This is a genomic window from Pseudomonadota bacterium, assembly GCA_039033415.1.
Classification (GTDB): Bacteria; Pseudomonadota; Gammaproteobacteria; order Xanthomonadales; family SZUA-38; genus JANQOZ01.
Genome location: JBCCCR010000002.1, coordinates 178058 through 193410 on the forward strand (window position 1 = coordinate 178058; position 15353 = coordinate 193410).

Below are 15353 nucleotides of genomic sequence, written 5' to 3' on the forward strand. Positions count from 1 at the left end.
AGCCAAAAAGGACGATCGATCGGCGCTCACATGCAGCACATCGTAAAGGTCGGTAAGGTGAGCGCTCCCCAAAACCGAGTGGCGCCGATGATCGGTGCTAACGAAAGATCGATGTCTTACCGCCGACCATGGCTCATCGCCGCCCTCTGCATCCTGACGCTTTTCTGGCAGCCGGTCGTTGCGGCTGAATGGCTGACCCCGGAGAACGAAAAAAATGCCGCGCAGGCGATGCTGTCGCGGCTGCAGAGTACGGGGCTGGAGCTCGAAGGTGAGCCCGCGGACCAGCTGGCTGGCGCCGTGCTGGCCATTCGCAGTATGGCCGGTCGAATCGATGCCTGGGGCATCGATCAGATCCTGGCCCAAACGCCGCGCTTTACCGAACCCGCGCTGCCCGACCTGGGCAATCCAACCGTTCAGGCGATCGCCGCCTATGGCACCTGCTCCCTGACGCTGCACCCCGGTCTCGCCGAGACGTCGGAGGAAAAGTATTTTGTCGCTGCCGGAGAATTTGCCGTGCTGCTGCTCTCAGGGTTTCTCCGGCAGCACTACCTCAGCGAAGGCGGCACTGACGAGCAGCTGGCTGAGCTTCTTACCGGCAGCGCGATGTTGAAGTACTCGCACGCCGTGCAGGCCAATCAGGAGCAGATGAATCGTGCCCTGAAGGAGTGCCAGCACTTCTACCGCCGCGTGGTTGGGCAGGCCCACTAGGTTACAGTGGGCCGTGCGGAAAGTTCTGTCACTTCAGCGAGCGTGTCAGGCGTTAGGCCAAGGCGATTCGTCGGGGTCATAGCCATAGCTATGGCCGCGGCGGATCAACGCCGGCATAGCGCCTGACGAGCTCGCCCTTCGGGTCCATCGCTGGGCACGCCTGGCGGCGTTGCGAGCCTTGCCAAGGGCTACGGCCATTGGCAAGGCTAGCGCCTTGCCAGACGAGCCCAGCGATGGACTGAAGGCACAGAACTTTCCGCACGGCCCACTCGCCTTCCCCTATAATTGCGGGTTTACCAAACCGGCAAGTACGGGTGAAAGCGCAGGGTCCCAATCGGCTGATCGCCGAGCTCACAAGACGAGGCGTCATCAAGGTGGTTGGGAGCTATCTCGTCTTGCTGTGGCTCCTGGCCCAAGGCTTTGCTGATCTATTCCCCGCCTTCGGCTTTCCGCCCTGGTCCGTCCGCGCGTTTGTCTTCGCCGGCATTGGGCTGACGCCCGTCGTATTTTTTCTGGCCTGGCGCTATGACCTGACGGCCCGCGGGATCGTTCGGGACGTGAAGGACCAACCGCAGGAAACGCCGCCCAGCGAGCCAGCGCGCAACCGGGAACGGGAGCGAGAGCACAAAGCTGAGGTGGGGTTTATCGAGGCGGCCTGGACCGAGGAACACGGCGATGGGACCAACGCCCAGTTTTTCTCGGAGCTGGTGGTGGGGCGCGACGCGGGCGTCGACATCCGCCTAAACGACCGCCTGGTGAGCCGCCGCCATGCAATCATTTTTCCCGAGCGCGGCAGCTGGTATATCAACGACCTGGGCAGCTCCAACGGAACCTTTGTCAACGGTGAGCGCGTGACCAAGGCCCGACTCCCGACTCATTCGACTGTTCGCTTTCACGAGGAAGGTCCGAGCATTACCCTCAAGATCCGGTTTCTGGAAGAAACGCTTTCAACACCGGCGGCAAACAGCAGCATCCGGCCCAGCTGATCGCCTGGTGGTAGAGCCAGCGACGGCTCTATACACGACCGACACAGAGAACCGCTTGTGGCGGCGGTTGGCGCAGCGTAACATCGTCCCTGCATTTGCTTTAGTTATAAAACAAATCGCCTACGGCGTCCTCGAGGGGAGGAACACACGCTGGAAAACTCTGCGCTTGGCCTGACAATCTTTGGCCTTTACCTGGTGGTGGTGATCATCATCGGGCTAGTCGCATCGCGTCATCAGGAATCGGGGGCCGATTTCTGGGTGGCCGGGCGCCGCTTTGGCCTGCCAATTATGATCATGGCGAACATGGCGGCCATCATGCACGGCGGCGCTATCCTCAGCGGCGTTGCCTTCGCCGGACAATTTGGCGGCGTTGCGATCTTGCCTTACATCTCTTTTGTCGGCGGCGCCGCAATCATCTTTTACGTGTTCGCCAAGAAGCTGCGCCGTTCCGGCGGCTTTACCATCCCGGACTACATGGGCGACCGGTTCGACAGCCGCAGCCTGCGCGCGTGGAGTGCGCTGGTGGTCGCGGTATCGAGCATTGTTTACCTCATCGCTCAGCTGCGAGGCATGGCGTTTATTCTCGAGCAGCTGCTCGGGCTGGATTTTATGGTCTGCCTGGTAATCGGTACGCTGATTTTTGTGGGTTACGTGGCCCTAGGGGGTCTGCTGGCGGTGGTCTGGACCAACGTCGCACAGTTTCTTTTTATGTGGATCGGGCTCCTGATCCTGGTGCCCTTTGTCTTCAAAGCCGCGGGCGGCTGGACGTCCGTACTGACCCAGGTTGAAGCCGTTGCGCCAGGCTGGACGTCTCCCACGGGCGTCGACTGGTCGGTGAGCTACATGATCAGCTGGTACCTGATCTGGTTTGTGGCCTACAGCACCCGCATCGAGCTGGTCACCAAGATGTTTGCTGCGCGAGACGACCGGATCGCCCGACTGTCGATTCCGATCACCATCGGTCTGGTGATGATCTTTCTGCTCTATGGCAATTTTTACCTCGGCGCCGCAGCCCGCGTGCTGGTCTGGGATCAGATTGCGTCGCCGGATCAGGCATTCCCCACCCTCGTCAGCCAGCTGTTAACCCCAGCGCTGGCCGCTGTGGCGCTCACCGGTATCGCGAGCGCCGCCATGTCGACCACCGATTCGCTGCTGCTGATGTCGGGCTCCGCCATCGCTCACGACCTGGTGCGCCGATGCTGGGACGAGCCGCGTGGGGTGCAGCGCGACGAGCGTCAGTACCTGCTCATTTCGCGGCTGGCCATTGTGGTGGTCGGCGCGACCGCGTTTGTGCTGGCTATCCCGGACATTGCGCTTATCCTACGCATCGTCTCGTTTGCGATCGCGTTGGTGGGCTCGGCATTTTTCCTGCCTCTGCTGGTTGGCCTTACGTCGAGAAAGCTCAGCCGTCAGGCAGCCCTAGCGTCATCCGTGGGCGGCACCCTCGCGTGCGTGGTTTGGATTGTCGGAACGCTGACGGGTGCCAGCTGGACGAGCGGCCTTCATCCGGGCGTCGCCGGCCTGGCTGTGGGTGGCGTGCTCATGGCGATAGTTGCCATGTTTACCCCGCCGGTGGACGATAAGGCGGTGAGCAAATATTTTGAGGTCACGACATGATCCTTGGACTGCCGACAGCGAGTTTCTGGCTGCTGCTGGGTATCCCGTCCATCATGCTGGGGTTTCTGCTGTTTGAATGCTGGCGCATCTGGACCGGCCGTAAAGACTGAAACTGGGAGATACCATGAATAAATCCTCCGCCCTTTCGCTTTTCTGCACCGCTCTGCTGACAACGCTGAGCGGCTGCGCCAGCGACACCGCTGTCGACACTGCAGTCGACAGCGAGCAGTCCATCACGATGAAGTCTGCGTCCATGGTGCCCGCCGGCCCCTGGCCAGACGGGGATCAGCGGGGGATGGCCAACACGCTGGGCGCAGGCACCTGGTCGCGTTGCGCACACTATCTGGCGGATGGGGGCGCTCAGTCCTACGAGCTGTCTCACGTTCGATCCAATGAGATGACGCAGTCGCCCTTCGGCGTTCCGCTGCAGTATGAGTTCCGACCCACCGTCGGTATTCCCGGGACCAAACACGCATTCAACGGCGAACAGATCGCAACCGGAGAGCCGGGCGCGCAGGGCACCCAGATGGACGCACTGGGACACTTTGCTTTTCTCGACACGCCCTGGGACGGCAGCGAACCGTTTCCCGCCGACGGCGCCAGCTATTATAGCGGTTACAGCCAGCAGGACGTGAAGCCCACAGCGGACTCGCCGCTGCTTAAGCTCGGCATCGAGCAGGTGCCGCCGATTGTCACCAGTGCGGTGCTGCTGGACGCTCGCTCGCACCTCGGCGGCGGCGACGCCCTCAAAGCGGGGCAGCTGATTACCGCTGACGATATCCAGGCGATGCTCGAAGCCCAGGGCCTGGGATGGCGGGGTTTGATGGCAGGAGACGTGCTTTATATCTATACCGGATGGAGCGATATCTGGGATACCGACGAGTATTACACCAAAGGCCCGGGTATCTCTTACGACGCAGCCCAGCTCATCGAAGACAGCAAGGTGGTGCTGGTCGCGCTGGACAATCCGTTTACCGACCCGGTGAACGAAGGTGCTCTGGCGGGCCAGGCCGGCCCGCCCGAAGGCACGCCACCTGGCCTGCCGTTTGCCATCCACCATTACAACCTGACCCAGTCGGGTATCCACCAGATTCAAAACATGAAGCTGGACGAGCTGGCCGAGGACCAAGTATGGCTGTCCTGCACCATGATCCTGCCGCTGCGCTCACAGGGCGGTTCAGGCTCTCCAGTGCGCCCCGTGGCAATCGGCGCGTCACGAGGTTAGCGGAGAAGGCTACTAGCTGTAGGTGCCGCGAATCGGGTAGTTATTCTCCGGCTTTCGGATCCACTCGAGGCCTGACACGAGCGTCTCAAGGTCGGGTCTTGCAAATGGGTTATTCGACTCGTCCGCGACCTGCAGCTCGCCGTCTCCGTTGATGACGAACAGACCTGGCTCCGCAAAGTTGTGGTCGGTCTCCTGTTCGGAGCGTGGAATGGAAATATAGAGACCGAGCTCCTGCATCTGCTCAAGCGTCAGTCCGTGGAACAGCGGGAAGTTGACGTCGAGGCGAGACTGATGCTCCTCAAGCTGCGCCGCGCTGTCTGCTGACACCGCCGCCACATCAACGCCAATAACCTGCAAACGCTCACGGAAACCCGCCAGATTGTTCAGAAATTTGGTGCAAAGCGGGCAGTGACGACCTCGATAGACCACCACCATCTGCCAGTCCGCTTTGCCGGTCGGTTTGCTGATGTCGATCGTCTCGCCCTCTGGGCTTTGCACCCGAAGCCTTGGAAACGCAGCGCCGGCGTGAAGTTTTTCGGTTTTCATGGGATTCCTCAGAAGTGGGTCGACAGGTGTTCGTGAAACCGCTCAAAGTCGCTTTCGATGTTCGGATTCTTCAAAACGTCAAAGCAAGCGAAGGTGGGCAACGGCTCCATGTCGAAGAAGCGAAAATTCATGTGCATCGGAAAAAACAGATCATCGATGCTCTTGCCCTGAAACAGAAATTGATCTGAATCATCAAAAGCTTCAGCGGGCGCGTTGAGGGTCAAGGACATCATGTAGCGCGTGCCGGCCAGAGTCCCGCCAGAACCGTACTGCTTGGAAGCATCGGATCGAGACCGACCGTCACCGTCGCAGAGTTGCCCGGACATACCGGCACTGTAGACGTCATCCATATATTGCTTAAAACGCCACGGAATACACATCCAGTTGACCGGTGACTGCAGGAAAACGACGTCAGCCCACTGGTGTTTCTCCAGTTCCGTCGGGATGTCCCAATCCTTGAGCACGTCGGTGTGCTGGAGCTCGTAGCCCTTTTGTTCGAGAAAGCTACCGGCTTTCTCCGCCAGCGATCGGTTGAGCCTGCCGCTGGAAAAGTCACTCGGATGGTGGGCATTAATGATAAGTGCCGTAGGCATGACGCAGGGGACCTCTAAAGTTACTGATCAGATCAAAATGGTGAGGAACATAGGAACCTATTTCAACCAGTATACTTTTAGTAACCTATTGGTTTGGTGATTCCGGTCGAAGCAGTTGCGCTCAGATTTCGACGGTGATGGGGTTGTACTCCATCACCTGGTCCAGCCCCGCCGCGGGTGGTTTACTTCGCTCCGCCGGATCGTCACTCATGTAGCGTTCGGCCCGTTCCAGGCTGATCCGTTGCATCAGCTGTCCGCGAGGCAAACGGGCTCGCTCATACCGGGCGAGGCCCTCGGTCGAATCATCCGGGCAGGCTTCCAGACACCTTGCCAGGATGTATCCATCTTCGATCGCTAGGTTGGCGCCCATGCCGTAGAACGGCGTCATCGGGTGTGCGGCATCGCCGAGTAGCGCCATGCGGCGGGTCACCCAGCGGTCCAGCGGCTGTCGCGTGTAGAGGGCCCAACGCATGCACCGCTGAGAAGGCGTGGCGCTGATGATTTCCACCACGTCCTGGTGCCAGCCGTGGAACTCCGCCAGCACCTCAGAAACCTCTGCGCTGCTATGCCAGCTTTCGGTGGTGAAATCGGGTTTGCGGGCAATGGCGACGTAGTTAATGAGCGAGCCGTGACGCACCGGATAACGGGCAAAGAGCTTGTCGGGCGATGCAAACGCGGCAAAGTGTGGATCGAACGTGAGATCCGGCAGAGCCCGACTCGGCACCAGACCGCGCCAGGCCACATAGCCGGTGAAGTGGGCAGGTTCCGCGCTAAACATCAGCTGGCGAACGGTGGACTTCAGACCATCGCAAGCCATCAGGAGGTCATACTCGGCGCCCTCGCCGTTCGCAAACTGGAGCACCACACGCTCGGGCGTTTCGTCAACGCCAGTTAACTCGTGCGCTGGGCGCAACCAGTCCCCGGGCAAGGCCTCCAGCAGCAGCCGGTGTAAGTCCGCGCGATGCACATGCCGGGTGACCGAGCCGTATCGCTCACGATAGGCGTCGAGATCGCGTTGTTCGTAGCTCAGCCTCTTCCCGGTCTCAAAGTGCAAGGCACCCAGGCTCGGTGTGGGCGGCTCTAGCGCCTCAAGCCCTGGCCCCAAACCCAGGGCCTCGAGCACTAGGCTGGCGCGAGCGTTGATCGTCAGGCCGGCACCCACTTCTCCGAGCTCCGCCGCCTGTTCATACACCGAACAGTCGAATCCCCGCTGACGCAACGCAACGGCCGCCGTCAACCCACCGATGCCAGCACCGATGATCGCAATTCTTGGGTGGCTTGCTTTCAGCGCCTGCTCCCAGCGGTTATGTGAGGGAAAGTCGTCGTCACCGATTCCTAGTGGGCTGTGCAGCTATAATCGCCAAAACGATTATGGTGCTTTCCGGCAGCGACCAGCAAGGCGTCGATCGCAGCGCAGCAACCTCTAGGGAGCTTAACCAATGATTTTGATTACCGGCGCAACCGGACGCGTTGGCGGTGCCGCCAGCGCCGCGCTCTCCCGGGAGGGAACTGCCCATCGAGTGTTGGTCCGAGATCCCGGCAAATTCACTGCGGCTGACGGCGCGGCGGTGGAAGTGGTTCGCGGCGCTATGGAGAATCCGGACGAGCTTCGCGAGGCGCTGCGGGGCACCACCGGGGCCCTGCTGGTCATGGGCAATCATCCGAGCCAGCCAACGCTGGAAAAACAGTTTGCCAGCCTGGCGGCCGAAGCAGGGGTGAAGCACCTCGTCAAAGTCTCTTCGATGGAAGCGGGGCCTGAGTCAGTTGCGGCATTTCCGAAACAGCACTTTGAAACGGAAGAACATATCCGTTCTTTGGATGTGGACTGGACCTTTCTACAGCCCAACTTCTTCATGCAAAACCTGCTGATGTACGCCGGTTCGATCACCGGCGCCGGCGTGTTCGCACTACCGTTGGGTATGGCGCGGACTGCTCCGGTTGATACGCGAGACGTCGGCGCCGTGGCTGCCGCCGTGCTCTCCAGTGACCAGTGGCGAAACCAGGCGCTGCGGCTCACGGGCCCCGAACTCATGCACTTCGAGCAGGTCGCGGACGTGATGTCGACCGTGCTGGGCAAGCCGATCAAATATGTGGCGCAATCGCCGGAAGCGTTTCGCGAGGTGCTGTCAGGCTTTGTGCACGAACCCTGGCAGCTCAACGGCGTATGTGAGCTGTTCGCCGAGATTGCGAATGGCTCGCTGGACGAGAGAACTGATACCGTCAAACAGGTGCTCGGCCGCGACCCGATCAGCCTGGCACGCTTTGCCGCTGACCATACGACGGTATTCACCTGAGCGTGGAGGCCTTGGCGATGAGCCAAGGCTAACGCCAGCCAAATACGACTTCTCTTCGTGGGCCGCGGCGTGGTGCGGCGATTCTGGCGGCCATCAGCAGGCGTACTACGCGAAACGCCTGGCCGGCAAATGGCGAAAGCAGCTCTACCATCCGTTCATCTGTTCCGCGCGCCTCACCCGCCAAAGCCCAGCAGACCGTATTGGGCAGATGCAAGTCCTTGAGGATGATCGGATCGGGTCGCCCCAGTCGCATCCCGAGCGCAGACGCGGCGGTCCAGGGGCCTATCCCCGGAATACATTGAAGGAGCGCCATCGCCTCGTCCGTTGGCAGGATTCGAGCCTTTTCGAGCCGGCTGGCGGCAAAAGCGACTTCGAGCAATGTTTTGGCCTGGGCTCTCGCCATACCAAAACGCATCAGCTGGCTGACGCTGGTTCGGCCCAGCGCTCTGGGGGTTGGCGGAAGGGTCAGCCCGGCAGGGCCTGGCGCCGGTTCACCGAGTGCTTCGCAGAGGCGTCGCCAGGCGAAAGCCGCTTCGTTCCACGTGACCCGCTGCTGCAGAGTGGTCACCAGCAGCGATTCATAGACGTTTGCCGCGTTGGCCAGCATAAGTCCGGCGTGCGCTTTGCGAAGGCGATCGAGCAGCCGGTGCGGCGGCATCTCATCATCCGTATCGGCAAACCCCAGCCATAGCGGCAGCACCGACTGCGCCGCCGATGCCCCATCGCCGTGGGCCTCAACCGCCAGACCTCCCTCGCCTGCCACGCGAACACGGACTGTCACCGCCTCACCTTCAACCCAAGCGCAGCGCCAAAGCCCGTCGTTTTCTCGTCGCAGAGTCGGGTCGCCGCCACCGGTGCGCAGCAACCGAGTCGATTCAAAAAAATCGTAGCTCGGCGGCGTGTTTAGCTTGAACTCCATGGCCGCCATAGTAAACGCGAGTGCGGTCAGCTTCGTCCGTTCACGCTGACGAGCTGATCGGCTCCCCCGGCAGTCGCTCTCGGTTATGCGGTTCGTCATAAACCAACGTCGGCCCGGCCGGCACAATACGGGTTGGGTTTACGCTTGGATGACTCACGTAGTAGTGCTTTTTGATGTGCTCAAAATTGACGGTGGGGCGGATCTTTGGGTGCTGGAAGATTTCGCGCGTGTACGCCCAGAGGTTCGGGTAATCGATGAGGCGCCGCAGGTTGCATTTGAAGTGCCCAACATAGACGGGATCAAAACGAATCAGCGTGGTGAACAGCCGGATATCGGCCTCGGTGAAACGGCTGCCGACCAGATAGCGTCGATTTGCCAGCAGCTCTTCCAGCCAATCCAGCGTCTCAAAAAGCGGGAAAACGTTCTCTTCGTAGGCCTCCTGCGTGGTCGCAAAGCCGGATTTGTAAACGCCGTTGTTGAGCGTCGCGTAGACCCGCTCGTTAATCTGGTCGATTTCGCTGCGATGCTCTTCCGGATAGTAATCACCCGCCGCTGCGCCGAGATCGTCGAAGGCCGTATTAAGGATGCGAATGATCTCCGACGACTCGTTGCTAACGATCGAGCCCGTCTGTTTGTCCCATAGAATCGGTACCGTGACGCGACCGGTGAAGTCAGAATCCGCGGCGGTATAGACCTGATGCAAAAACTCGGCGCCGTTGATGGGATCGGCCACGACACCTTCTCCCTCAGCAAATGTCCAGCCAGAATCGGCCATATGCCAATGAACCACGGAATAGGGCAAGAAGTCCTCCAGCCCCTTGAGCGCTCGCATTATGAGCGTGCGGTGAGCCCACGGGCAGGCGAGCCCCACATAGAGGTGGTAGCGATCGGGTGCCGCCGCATAGCCGCCCTCGCCGGACGGCCCAGGCGATCCATCCGCCGTGATCCAGCTTCGAAAAGCCTGCTCCTGGCGCTTGAACCGACCACCGGTTGATTCAGTGTCGTACCACTGATCCTTCCATTCGCCGTCCACCAAAAGGCCCATCGCGTCACTCCATATGTGTTGCATAACTGGCTCAACAGTATGCGGGCGGGCGGCCCGGGTAGGAAGCTAGCTTGCGTCCAGCAGGCCGGGATCAGGCGCTTCCGCAGTGGCGATCCCAGACGGGTGTACGGGCAAACGTTTCGGCTAGAAAATCGATGAACGCGCGAACCCGATGAGATAGGTGCCGAGTCGGGGGGTAGACGGCCCACGCCGGCGTTGCCGGCCATTGGTATTCCGTCAGCAGGGGCACCAGCTCGCCGCTCGCTACGGCAGCGCCCGCAATGAAGGTTGGCTGCATCGCAATACCCCGCCCCTCCGCCGCCAGGGCGCAGATCAGGTCTCCGCTGGAGGCCGCCATCCAGGGATTGACCTCTACGGTGATCGGGACACCGTCAGCGTCCCGGCACTTCCAGCGATTGGGGTGCGCCAGGTTGCTGTAAACGAGGCACCGATGACTAGTCAGTTCTTCAGGCGAGGTTGGCACGCCGCGTTCCGCGAGGTAGCTGGGCGAGGCCACAATCACGGTCCGCGCGTCAAACAGGCGCCGCGCAATCATCGTCGAATCTTCAAGATGGCTGATCCGCAGGGCCAGGTCTGCCCCTTCCTCGAGCAGATCGACGCGCCTGTCATTCAGATCGAGGTCGAAGCTCACCTTTGGATGCATGCGCGCGAACTCACCAATGGGTTCAGCCATGTGCCTCAAACCGAACGATAGCGGCAGTGCTACCTTGAGTCGGCCACGCAGCTCACCCTGGGACTGCGCCACTGCCGATTCCGCTTCGTCCAGGTCGGCCAGGATGCGGGCGGCCTGATCGTAAAACCCCTGCCCGGTGTCCGTGAGATTCAGCCGCCGCGTAGTCCGGCGAATGAGCTCAGCGCCAAGACGTTGCTCGAGTCCGGTGAGCCGACGACTGACGGCCGACTTTGCGATGCCCAAGCGATCCGCTGCCTGCGTGATGCTGCCGGCTTCCACCACCGCCACAAACGCTTCGAGATCGTCGAATCGATTCATATTGTTGCTATTTGGAGAACAATATTGTTCTTGGATTCATGTTTATCCCTTTCAGATCAATAGTCAAACTATTGCTCAATCGTTAGGAATTGTTTTGCAGGAGATGCTCCATGACCCACTCACTCAACATTCTGGAAGTCAGCGCAAGCGGCCGCCGCGGCGACTCTGTCAGCCGGCAGCTGACCGCAGACGTGGTTGGCGCACTCGAGGATCGCTACAGCGGCGCCTCAGTTGTGCGACGAGACCTCAATGAGGGCATCGGCTTTGTGGACGAAAGCTGGATCGCCGCTAACTTTACGAACGCAGAAGATCGGACCCAATCGCAGCGTGATCGGCTCGCCGAATCTGACGCACTCGTCGCGGAGCTAGCGGCGGCGGACGTGATTGTGATCGGTGCCCCGATCTACAACTTTGGCGTGCCGGCAACGCTCAAGGCTTGGATCGATCAAGTCGCCAGAGCTCGGCTGACGTTCCGGTACACCGAAAACGGTCCGGTGGGACTGTTGAAGGGCAAGAAAGCCTATGTCGTCGTCGCCTCCGGCGGCGTACCGGTCGACGCTGCCGTCGATTTTGCCACTCCCTATCTGCGTCACGCGCTCGCCTTCCTGGGTATTCAGGATGTCGAAGTAATCGCCGCAGATCAGCTCAATAGCCGCGGCGCTGACGCGATCAGTGAGGCTCGACGCGACATCGCCCAACGAATCCACACCTCGCCGAGCCTCAACAGCGCGACTGCTTAAACCAACAATTAGTCATTACCCAGGGAAAAATCACTATGAACAACCAATCTCAATACGCGGCCACCATTCTTCGCGTCGCCGTCGGCGCCATGTTTCTGGCCCACGGGCTGCTCAAGCTGCTCGTCTTTACGCTGCCGGGCACCGCTCAGTTCTTCGATTCCGTCGGCTTCCCCAGCGCGCTCGCCTACGTCGTAACGTTTGCTGAGATCGGCGGAGGTGTCCTGCTGCTGGCCGGCGTTTACGTTCGCGCGGTCAATCTCGCGCTGCTGCCAGTCTTGCTGGGCGCCACCATCGTCCACTGGAGTGCCGGCTGGGTATTCAGCAACCCCAACGGTGGCTGGGAGTATCCGGCATTCCTGATCGCAGCAAGCCTCGCCTCAGCGCTGCTGGGCCCCGGCAGGTTTGCGCTGAAGGTGCCGAGCTTTTCCGCTGGAAACGCGCAGCCGAACGCGGCCTAACCGCGTAGGACCGCCGCCGGAATAAGCCGGCAAACCAAGTTCGACCCGTTAGCCTGGCCAGCTCCGCTCGCCGGGCTAACGACTGTACAAGCTATACCGGGTTTCCACGACCTAAAGAGCCAGCCACTGACCTGCCGACTTGGCGCACAACCGCTGGCGGTTAGTACGGCGGAATCTCAAGAGGGTTGGTGTGGAAGCGTTCGATCACCCCACGCTCGAAGGCCACCGGGTCTTCGAGGATTCTTGACTTCATGGCGGCTGAGCCCGCACCAGCAAACACATCCGTATGACCCTCAGCCATGGCGTCGAGCACCTCTCTGGCATGCGCTTCCGGTGAAGCCCCGCCATTCATACCGGCTGCAGACATCCGAGTCTGCACGCCGCCGGTGAACACACCGGCGACCATGACGGGTTCCCGGTCCAGCTCCGCACGCAGACCGGCGGTAGCGATAGCCGCCGCCGATTTTGACATGCTGTAGCTCGTGTATTCCGGCAAGCAAAACCAGGCCCCAACAGAAAGTATGTTGGTGATAGCTCCGCCGCCGTTTTTCAAAATGATGGGTATGAACAGTCGAGCGATCTCCGCCGGCGACCAGCAGTTTGTCTGCATGACAAACTTGGCGTCATCCAGTGACGAAGCGGAAGCGATGCGTCGCTCCTCCCTGGTAAAACTGCCCGGCGTGCCGGCGTTGTTGATCAGCCACGTGACGTCAGAGGCGGCCATGGCTGATTCCAGTCGCTGTGTTTCGTTGTTGACGTCCAGCTCCAGGCCGACCACGCGATCCGGGTCCAGCGCAACCACATCCGGCAGGTTAGACGCTTTGCGGGCGGTGGCGTAAACCCGTCTGGCACCACGCTCAAGCAACACTTTGACGAAGCCAAGGCCGATTCCTCGATTGGACCCCGTGACCAAAATCGTCTGACCCTCGACCTGTATTTTCTTCTTCCCCGGAGAGTGCGAATTCTGTTGCCCGGCTTTGCCCGGCGACCCCGGTGTCGGATTGAGCGGCTGAGCCAGCGCCGATGGCGCTACGCCGCCGGCAACTGCGGTAGCCACACCGCCCAGCATGGTTCGTCGATCCATAGTCTGCATCCTGTATCTATCGCCGCCATAGATTACTTTGCTACCGCCACATCGGATACCGCAGGCTACCGATCGTCACACTGCTGGCTCTGGAAGGTGATCGAGTGGAACGTTGCACTGCCATGGCCAGAGACTCCGATCCCATAGCGGAGGGTTCTAGCGGTACGCGGCACATACTGATCAACACAAATCTGTCTTTCCATGTCGCCCTCCCACGTCGCCGGCTCGGCGGACAGCAACCCTTTAGTGGTGGCGCTTTCCAATACAACCTGGATCGTCGGGGTTCCCTCAAACCGCGCCCGAACGACTACGCTGGCGGGCTTCCCGAGATATCGGTGGGACGACAGGTTCTGAAAGAAAAACGCGGTGTTTCCATCATCGCAACGCCAACTCATGTCCACCTTGCCACGGAGCTCGTTGGTCTTGTCGACCTCGGTTGCCGGCGTATGGTCAACCAAAAACTCGGGACAGCCTTCTGAAGCGCGTGTTTCCCAGCCCAGCGGCAGCCCGGTGGGTTCATCGTCATGAAAGTCTGGATTAACGACCTTGCGATGAATCTCGTTGTAGCCCGCCAGCGGCGTATCGTCCGGGACGATTTCGATTTCGAATTTGTCCCCCCAGGTTGTGCCGGGTCCAACCTGCTGGAAACCGTAGCGGATTGATCGGGACGGAACTGGGACGTCCAGGATCAGCGACAGCTGCTGCCAGCCGTCGATCGACAAATCCATCGCTTGTTCAGACCAGCCGTACACCGACTGCGAAACCCTTCCGCTCTGAGATAAAACCTGCGCGTACATGACTGATGGTTGCTGCAACCCCTCAGATCGCAGGTAACCAGAAAGACGAATCCGCTTACCGCGATAGTCGGCTGCGCCCTTCCGCGTAAAAACCAATCCCGCCTCGTTAGGCTTCGCCTTCTCAGAAGTGAGTCGCAAACTGGTAGGGCCGCTCAGCTGATATTGCCGGTCCGAGTCAAACTTAAACGTCCTGCGATCTTCAACGCTCAGAAACCACCGCTGGCGCGACTGACCGGCCAGCGACAAACCCGTAATGGCCACGAGCGCGACCAAACCACCGATTCGGAGAAATTCCAGACGTGACGACATGGAAAAAATCCTAACACGGAGAGACCAGAACTCAATCGTCGTCTCTGGCTGCCGACCTCGCGAGCTTTCGAAGAATATTGTCGGCGATGCCGGGGCGGGACCACGGGCAGTGCACGATGCAGATACCGCAGCCGAAGGTTTCGCCGAAATACGGGATACATTTATCGAAATCGACATACCATTTGTCGACGCCCCGAACCGTCTGCTTTTCCTCAAAGATCGCGTCCGGAGGACAGGCGCGTGTGCAGGCATTGCAGCGGGTGCAGTAGTCGTCGATGCCAAACTCGTCCGGCTCGTCGGACAACAGTGGCATCGTGGTAGTGACGGCTGACAAGCGGAAACGGGAACCAAGCGTCCGGTTGATGATCGAGCCATGTTTGCCGAGCTCGCCAAGTCCGGCGGCCAGCGCGGCGGGGATCATATTTAGCGCTGAAGCATAGGGGCCGGGCCAGGCCTTGGCCGGGTAGCCGGCCTCGAGGATAAAGTTCGCCAGCTTTTTACAGGCACGCGACGCGCGGTTGTATTCCTTACCGACGACAACCGCGCCAACGGGGTTTTCAAAGGTAGCCGGCGTCTGCGCCAGCTCCTCGTAGTCCATGCCGACACCCACGACAATCACCCACGGTTCGGTGATCTCATAACCATCGAACACAAACGCGGGATCCATCCTGGCGATACCGACGAGATCCGCCTCGTTAGTCAGAGCGAACGCTTTTACCCGCTCGGACCAGTCCTCTGCGCTTCCCGACTCCACTTCGGTTGCCTGTTCGACCGTCGCGGGACCGCGTCCGCCGGGCGGCTTGGGGGAAAACACCTCCGCCACCTCAGGGCACGACTGCAGGTAATCGATCACATCTTTCTGCAGCGCGGCGTGCGTTTGGCGTTTGGGTGGATGCCAGAAGAACGGCGACGCCTGGCGGACCTCCGTCTCGCCAAGCCCGTTCACGGCGTTGCCGGAGGTTTCCGGCATCGCCTCCACGAACCGTGCCATGGGGACATGAGGCTGGCGCTTTTTCATCA

16 protein-coding genes are annotated in these 15353 nt (G+C 60.5%); 7 read left to right on the plus strand and 9 right to left on the minus strand.

The genetic code is table 11. The features are described 5' to 3' along the window. Positions 1-30: 30 nt before the first annotated feature. The 4 genes from AAF358_02345 to AAF358_02360 all read left to right on the plus strand — a co-directional run bounded on the left by AAF358_02345 (position 31) and on the right by AAF358_02360 (position 4536). The gene (locus AAF358_02345) at positions 31-708 is read left to right on the plus strand and encodes a hypothetical protein (GenBank protein MEM7704359.1); all 678 of its coding nucleotides are present in this window, start codon (positions 31-33) and stop codon (positions 706-708) included. 314 nt (positions 709-1022) lie between these two features. Beyond that, positions 1023-1694 carry an FHA domain-containing protein gene (locus AAF358_02350; protein ID MEM7704360.1) on the plus strand — a complete coding sequence of 224 codons (672 nt, stop codon included), beginning with the start codon at positions 1023-1025 and terminating at the stop codon, positions 1692-1694. A gap of 195 nt (positions 1695-1889) precedes the next feature. Continuing rightward, the gene (locus AAF358_02355) at positions 1890-3311 is read left to right on the plus strand and encodes a hypothetical protein (GenBank protein MEM7704361.1); all 1422 of its coding nucleotides are present in this window, start codon (positions 1890-1892) and stop codon (positions 3309-3311) included. 124 nt (positions 3312-3435) lie between these two features. Beyond that, positions 3436-4536: a cyclase family protein gene (locus AAF358_02360; GenBank protein MEM7704362.1), complete on the plus strand. Its 1101-nt coding sequence runs from the start codon at positions 3436-3438 to the stop codon at positions 4534-4536. Positions 4537-4548: 12 nt separating this feature from the next. Here AAF358_02360 and AAF358_02365 read toward each other — a convergent pair whose 3' ends face one another. From AAF358_02365 to AAF358_02375, 3 genes are all read right to left on the minus strand, one after another. After that, the gene (locus tag AAF358_02365; GenBank protein MEM7704363.1) at positions 4549-5082 is read right to left on the minus strand and encodes a redoxin domain-containing protein; all 534 of its coding nucleotides are present in this window, start codon (positions 5080-5082) and stop codon (positions 4549-4551) included. A gap of 8 nt (positions 5083-5090) precedes the next feature. Then, on the minus strand, positions 5091-5675 hold the full coding sequence (locus AAF358_02370; GenBank protein MEM7704364.1) for an NAD(P)H-dependent oxidoreductase: 585 nt from the start codon (positions 5673-5675) through the stop codon (positions 5091-5093). A gap of 121 nt (positions 5676-5796) precedes the next feature. Beyond that, positions 5797-7026 carry an FAD-dependent monooxygenase gene (locus AAF358_02375; GenBank protein ID MEM7704365.1) on the minus strand — a complete coding sequence of 410 codons (1230 nt, stop codon included), beginning with the start codon at positions 7024-7026 and terminating at the stop codon, positions 5797-5799. An 88-nt stretch (positions 7027-7114) separates the two neighbouring features. Here AAF358_02375 and AAF358_02380 point away from each other — a divergent pair, with 88 nt between their 5' ends. Further along, positions 7115-7969: an SDR family oxidoreductase gene (locus AAF358_02380; GenBank protein ID MEM7704366.1), complete on the plus strand. Its 855-nt coding sequence runs from the start codon at positions 7115-7117 to the stop codon at positions 7967-7969. A 28-nt stretch (positions 7970-7997) separates the two neighbouring features. Here AAF358_02380 and AAF358_02385 read toward each other — a convergent pair whose 3' ends face one another. From AAF358_02385 to AAF358_02395, 3 genes are all read right to left on the minus strand, one after another. After that, positions 7998-8987: a DNA-3-methyladenine glycosylase 2 family protein gene (locus AAF358_02385; protein ID MEM7704367.1), complete on the minus strand. Its 990-nt coding sequence runs from the start codon at positions 8985-8987 to the stop codon at positions 7998-8000. Continuing rightward, positions 8929-9933 carry a glutathione S-transferase family protein gene (locus AAF358_02390; protein MEM7704368.1) on the minus strand — a complete coding sequence of 335 codons (1005 nt, stop codon included), beginning with the start codon at positions 9931-9933 and terminating at the stop codon, positions 8929-8931. The genes AAF358_02385 and AAF358_02390 overlap by 59 nt, the downstream gene beginning before the upstream one ends. 91 nt (positions 9934-10024) lie before the next feature. Continuing rightward, a complete protein-coding gene (locus AAF358_02395; protein ID MEM7704369.1) occupies positions 10025-10945 on the minus strand; it encodes a LysR family transcriptional regulator in 921 nt (306 codons plus the stop codon). A gap of 110 nt (positions 10946-11055) precedes the next feature. On the opposite strand from AAF358_02395, the gene AAF358_02400 reads away from it, so the two are divergent. Together AAF358_02400 and AAF358_02405 are read left to right on the plus strand one after the other, a co-directional pair. Further along, entirely contained in the window at positions 11056-11685 is a 630-nt protein-coding gene (locus tag AAF358_02400; protein ID MEM7704370.1) for an NAD(P)H-dependent oxidoreductase, read from the plus strand. A 35-nt stretch (positions 11686-11720) separates the two neighbouring features. Continuing rightward, positions 11721-12143, plus strand: a complete 423-nt coding sequence (locus AAF358_02405; GenBank protein MEM7704371.1) for a DoxX family protein — start codon at positions 11721-11723, stop codon at positions 12141-12143. Between the two features lie 160 nt (positions 12144-12303). Here AAF358_02405 and AAF358_02410 read toward each other — a convergent pair whose 3' ends face one another. The 3 genes from AAF358_02410 to AAF358_02420 form a co-directional block, all read right to left on the minus strand. Continuing rightward, positions 12304-13227, minus strand: a complete 924-nt coding sequence (locus AAF358_02410) for an SDR family NAD(P)-dependent oxidoreductase (GenBank protein MEM7704372.1) — start codon at positions 13225-13227, stop codon at positions 12304-12306. Positions 13228-13292: 65 nt separating this feature from the next. Next, positions 13293-14333 (minus strand): hypothetical protein, encoded by a 1041-nt coding sequence (locus tag AAF358_02415; GenBank protein ID MEM7704373.1) that lies wholly within the window; start codon positions 14331-14333, stop codon positions 13293-13295. Positions 14334-14364: 31 nt separating this feature from the next. Beyond that, positions 14365-15351 carry a 4Fe-4S dicluster domain-containing protein gene (locus AAF358_02420; GenBank protein MEM7704374.1) on the minus strand — a complete coding sequence of 329 codons (987 nt, stop codon included), beginning with the start codon at positions 15349-15351 and terminating at the stop codon, positions 14365-14367. Positions 15352-15353 lie beyond the last annotated feature (2 nt).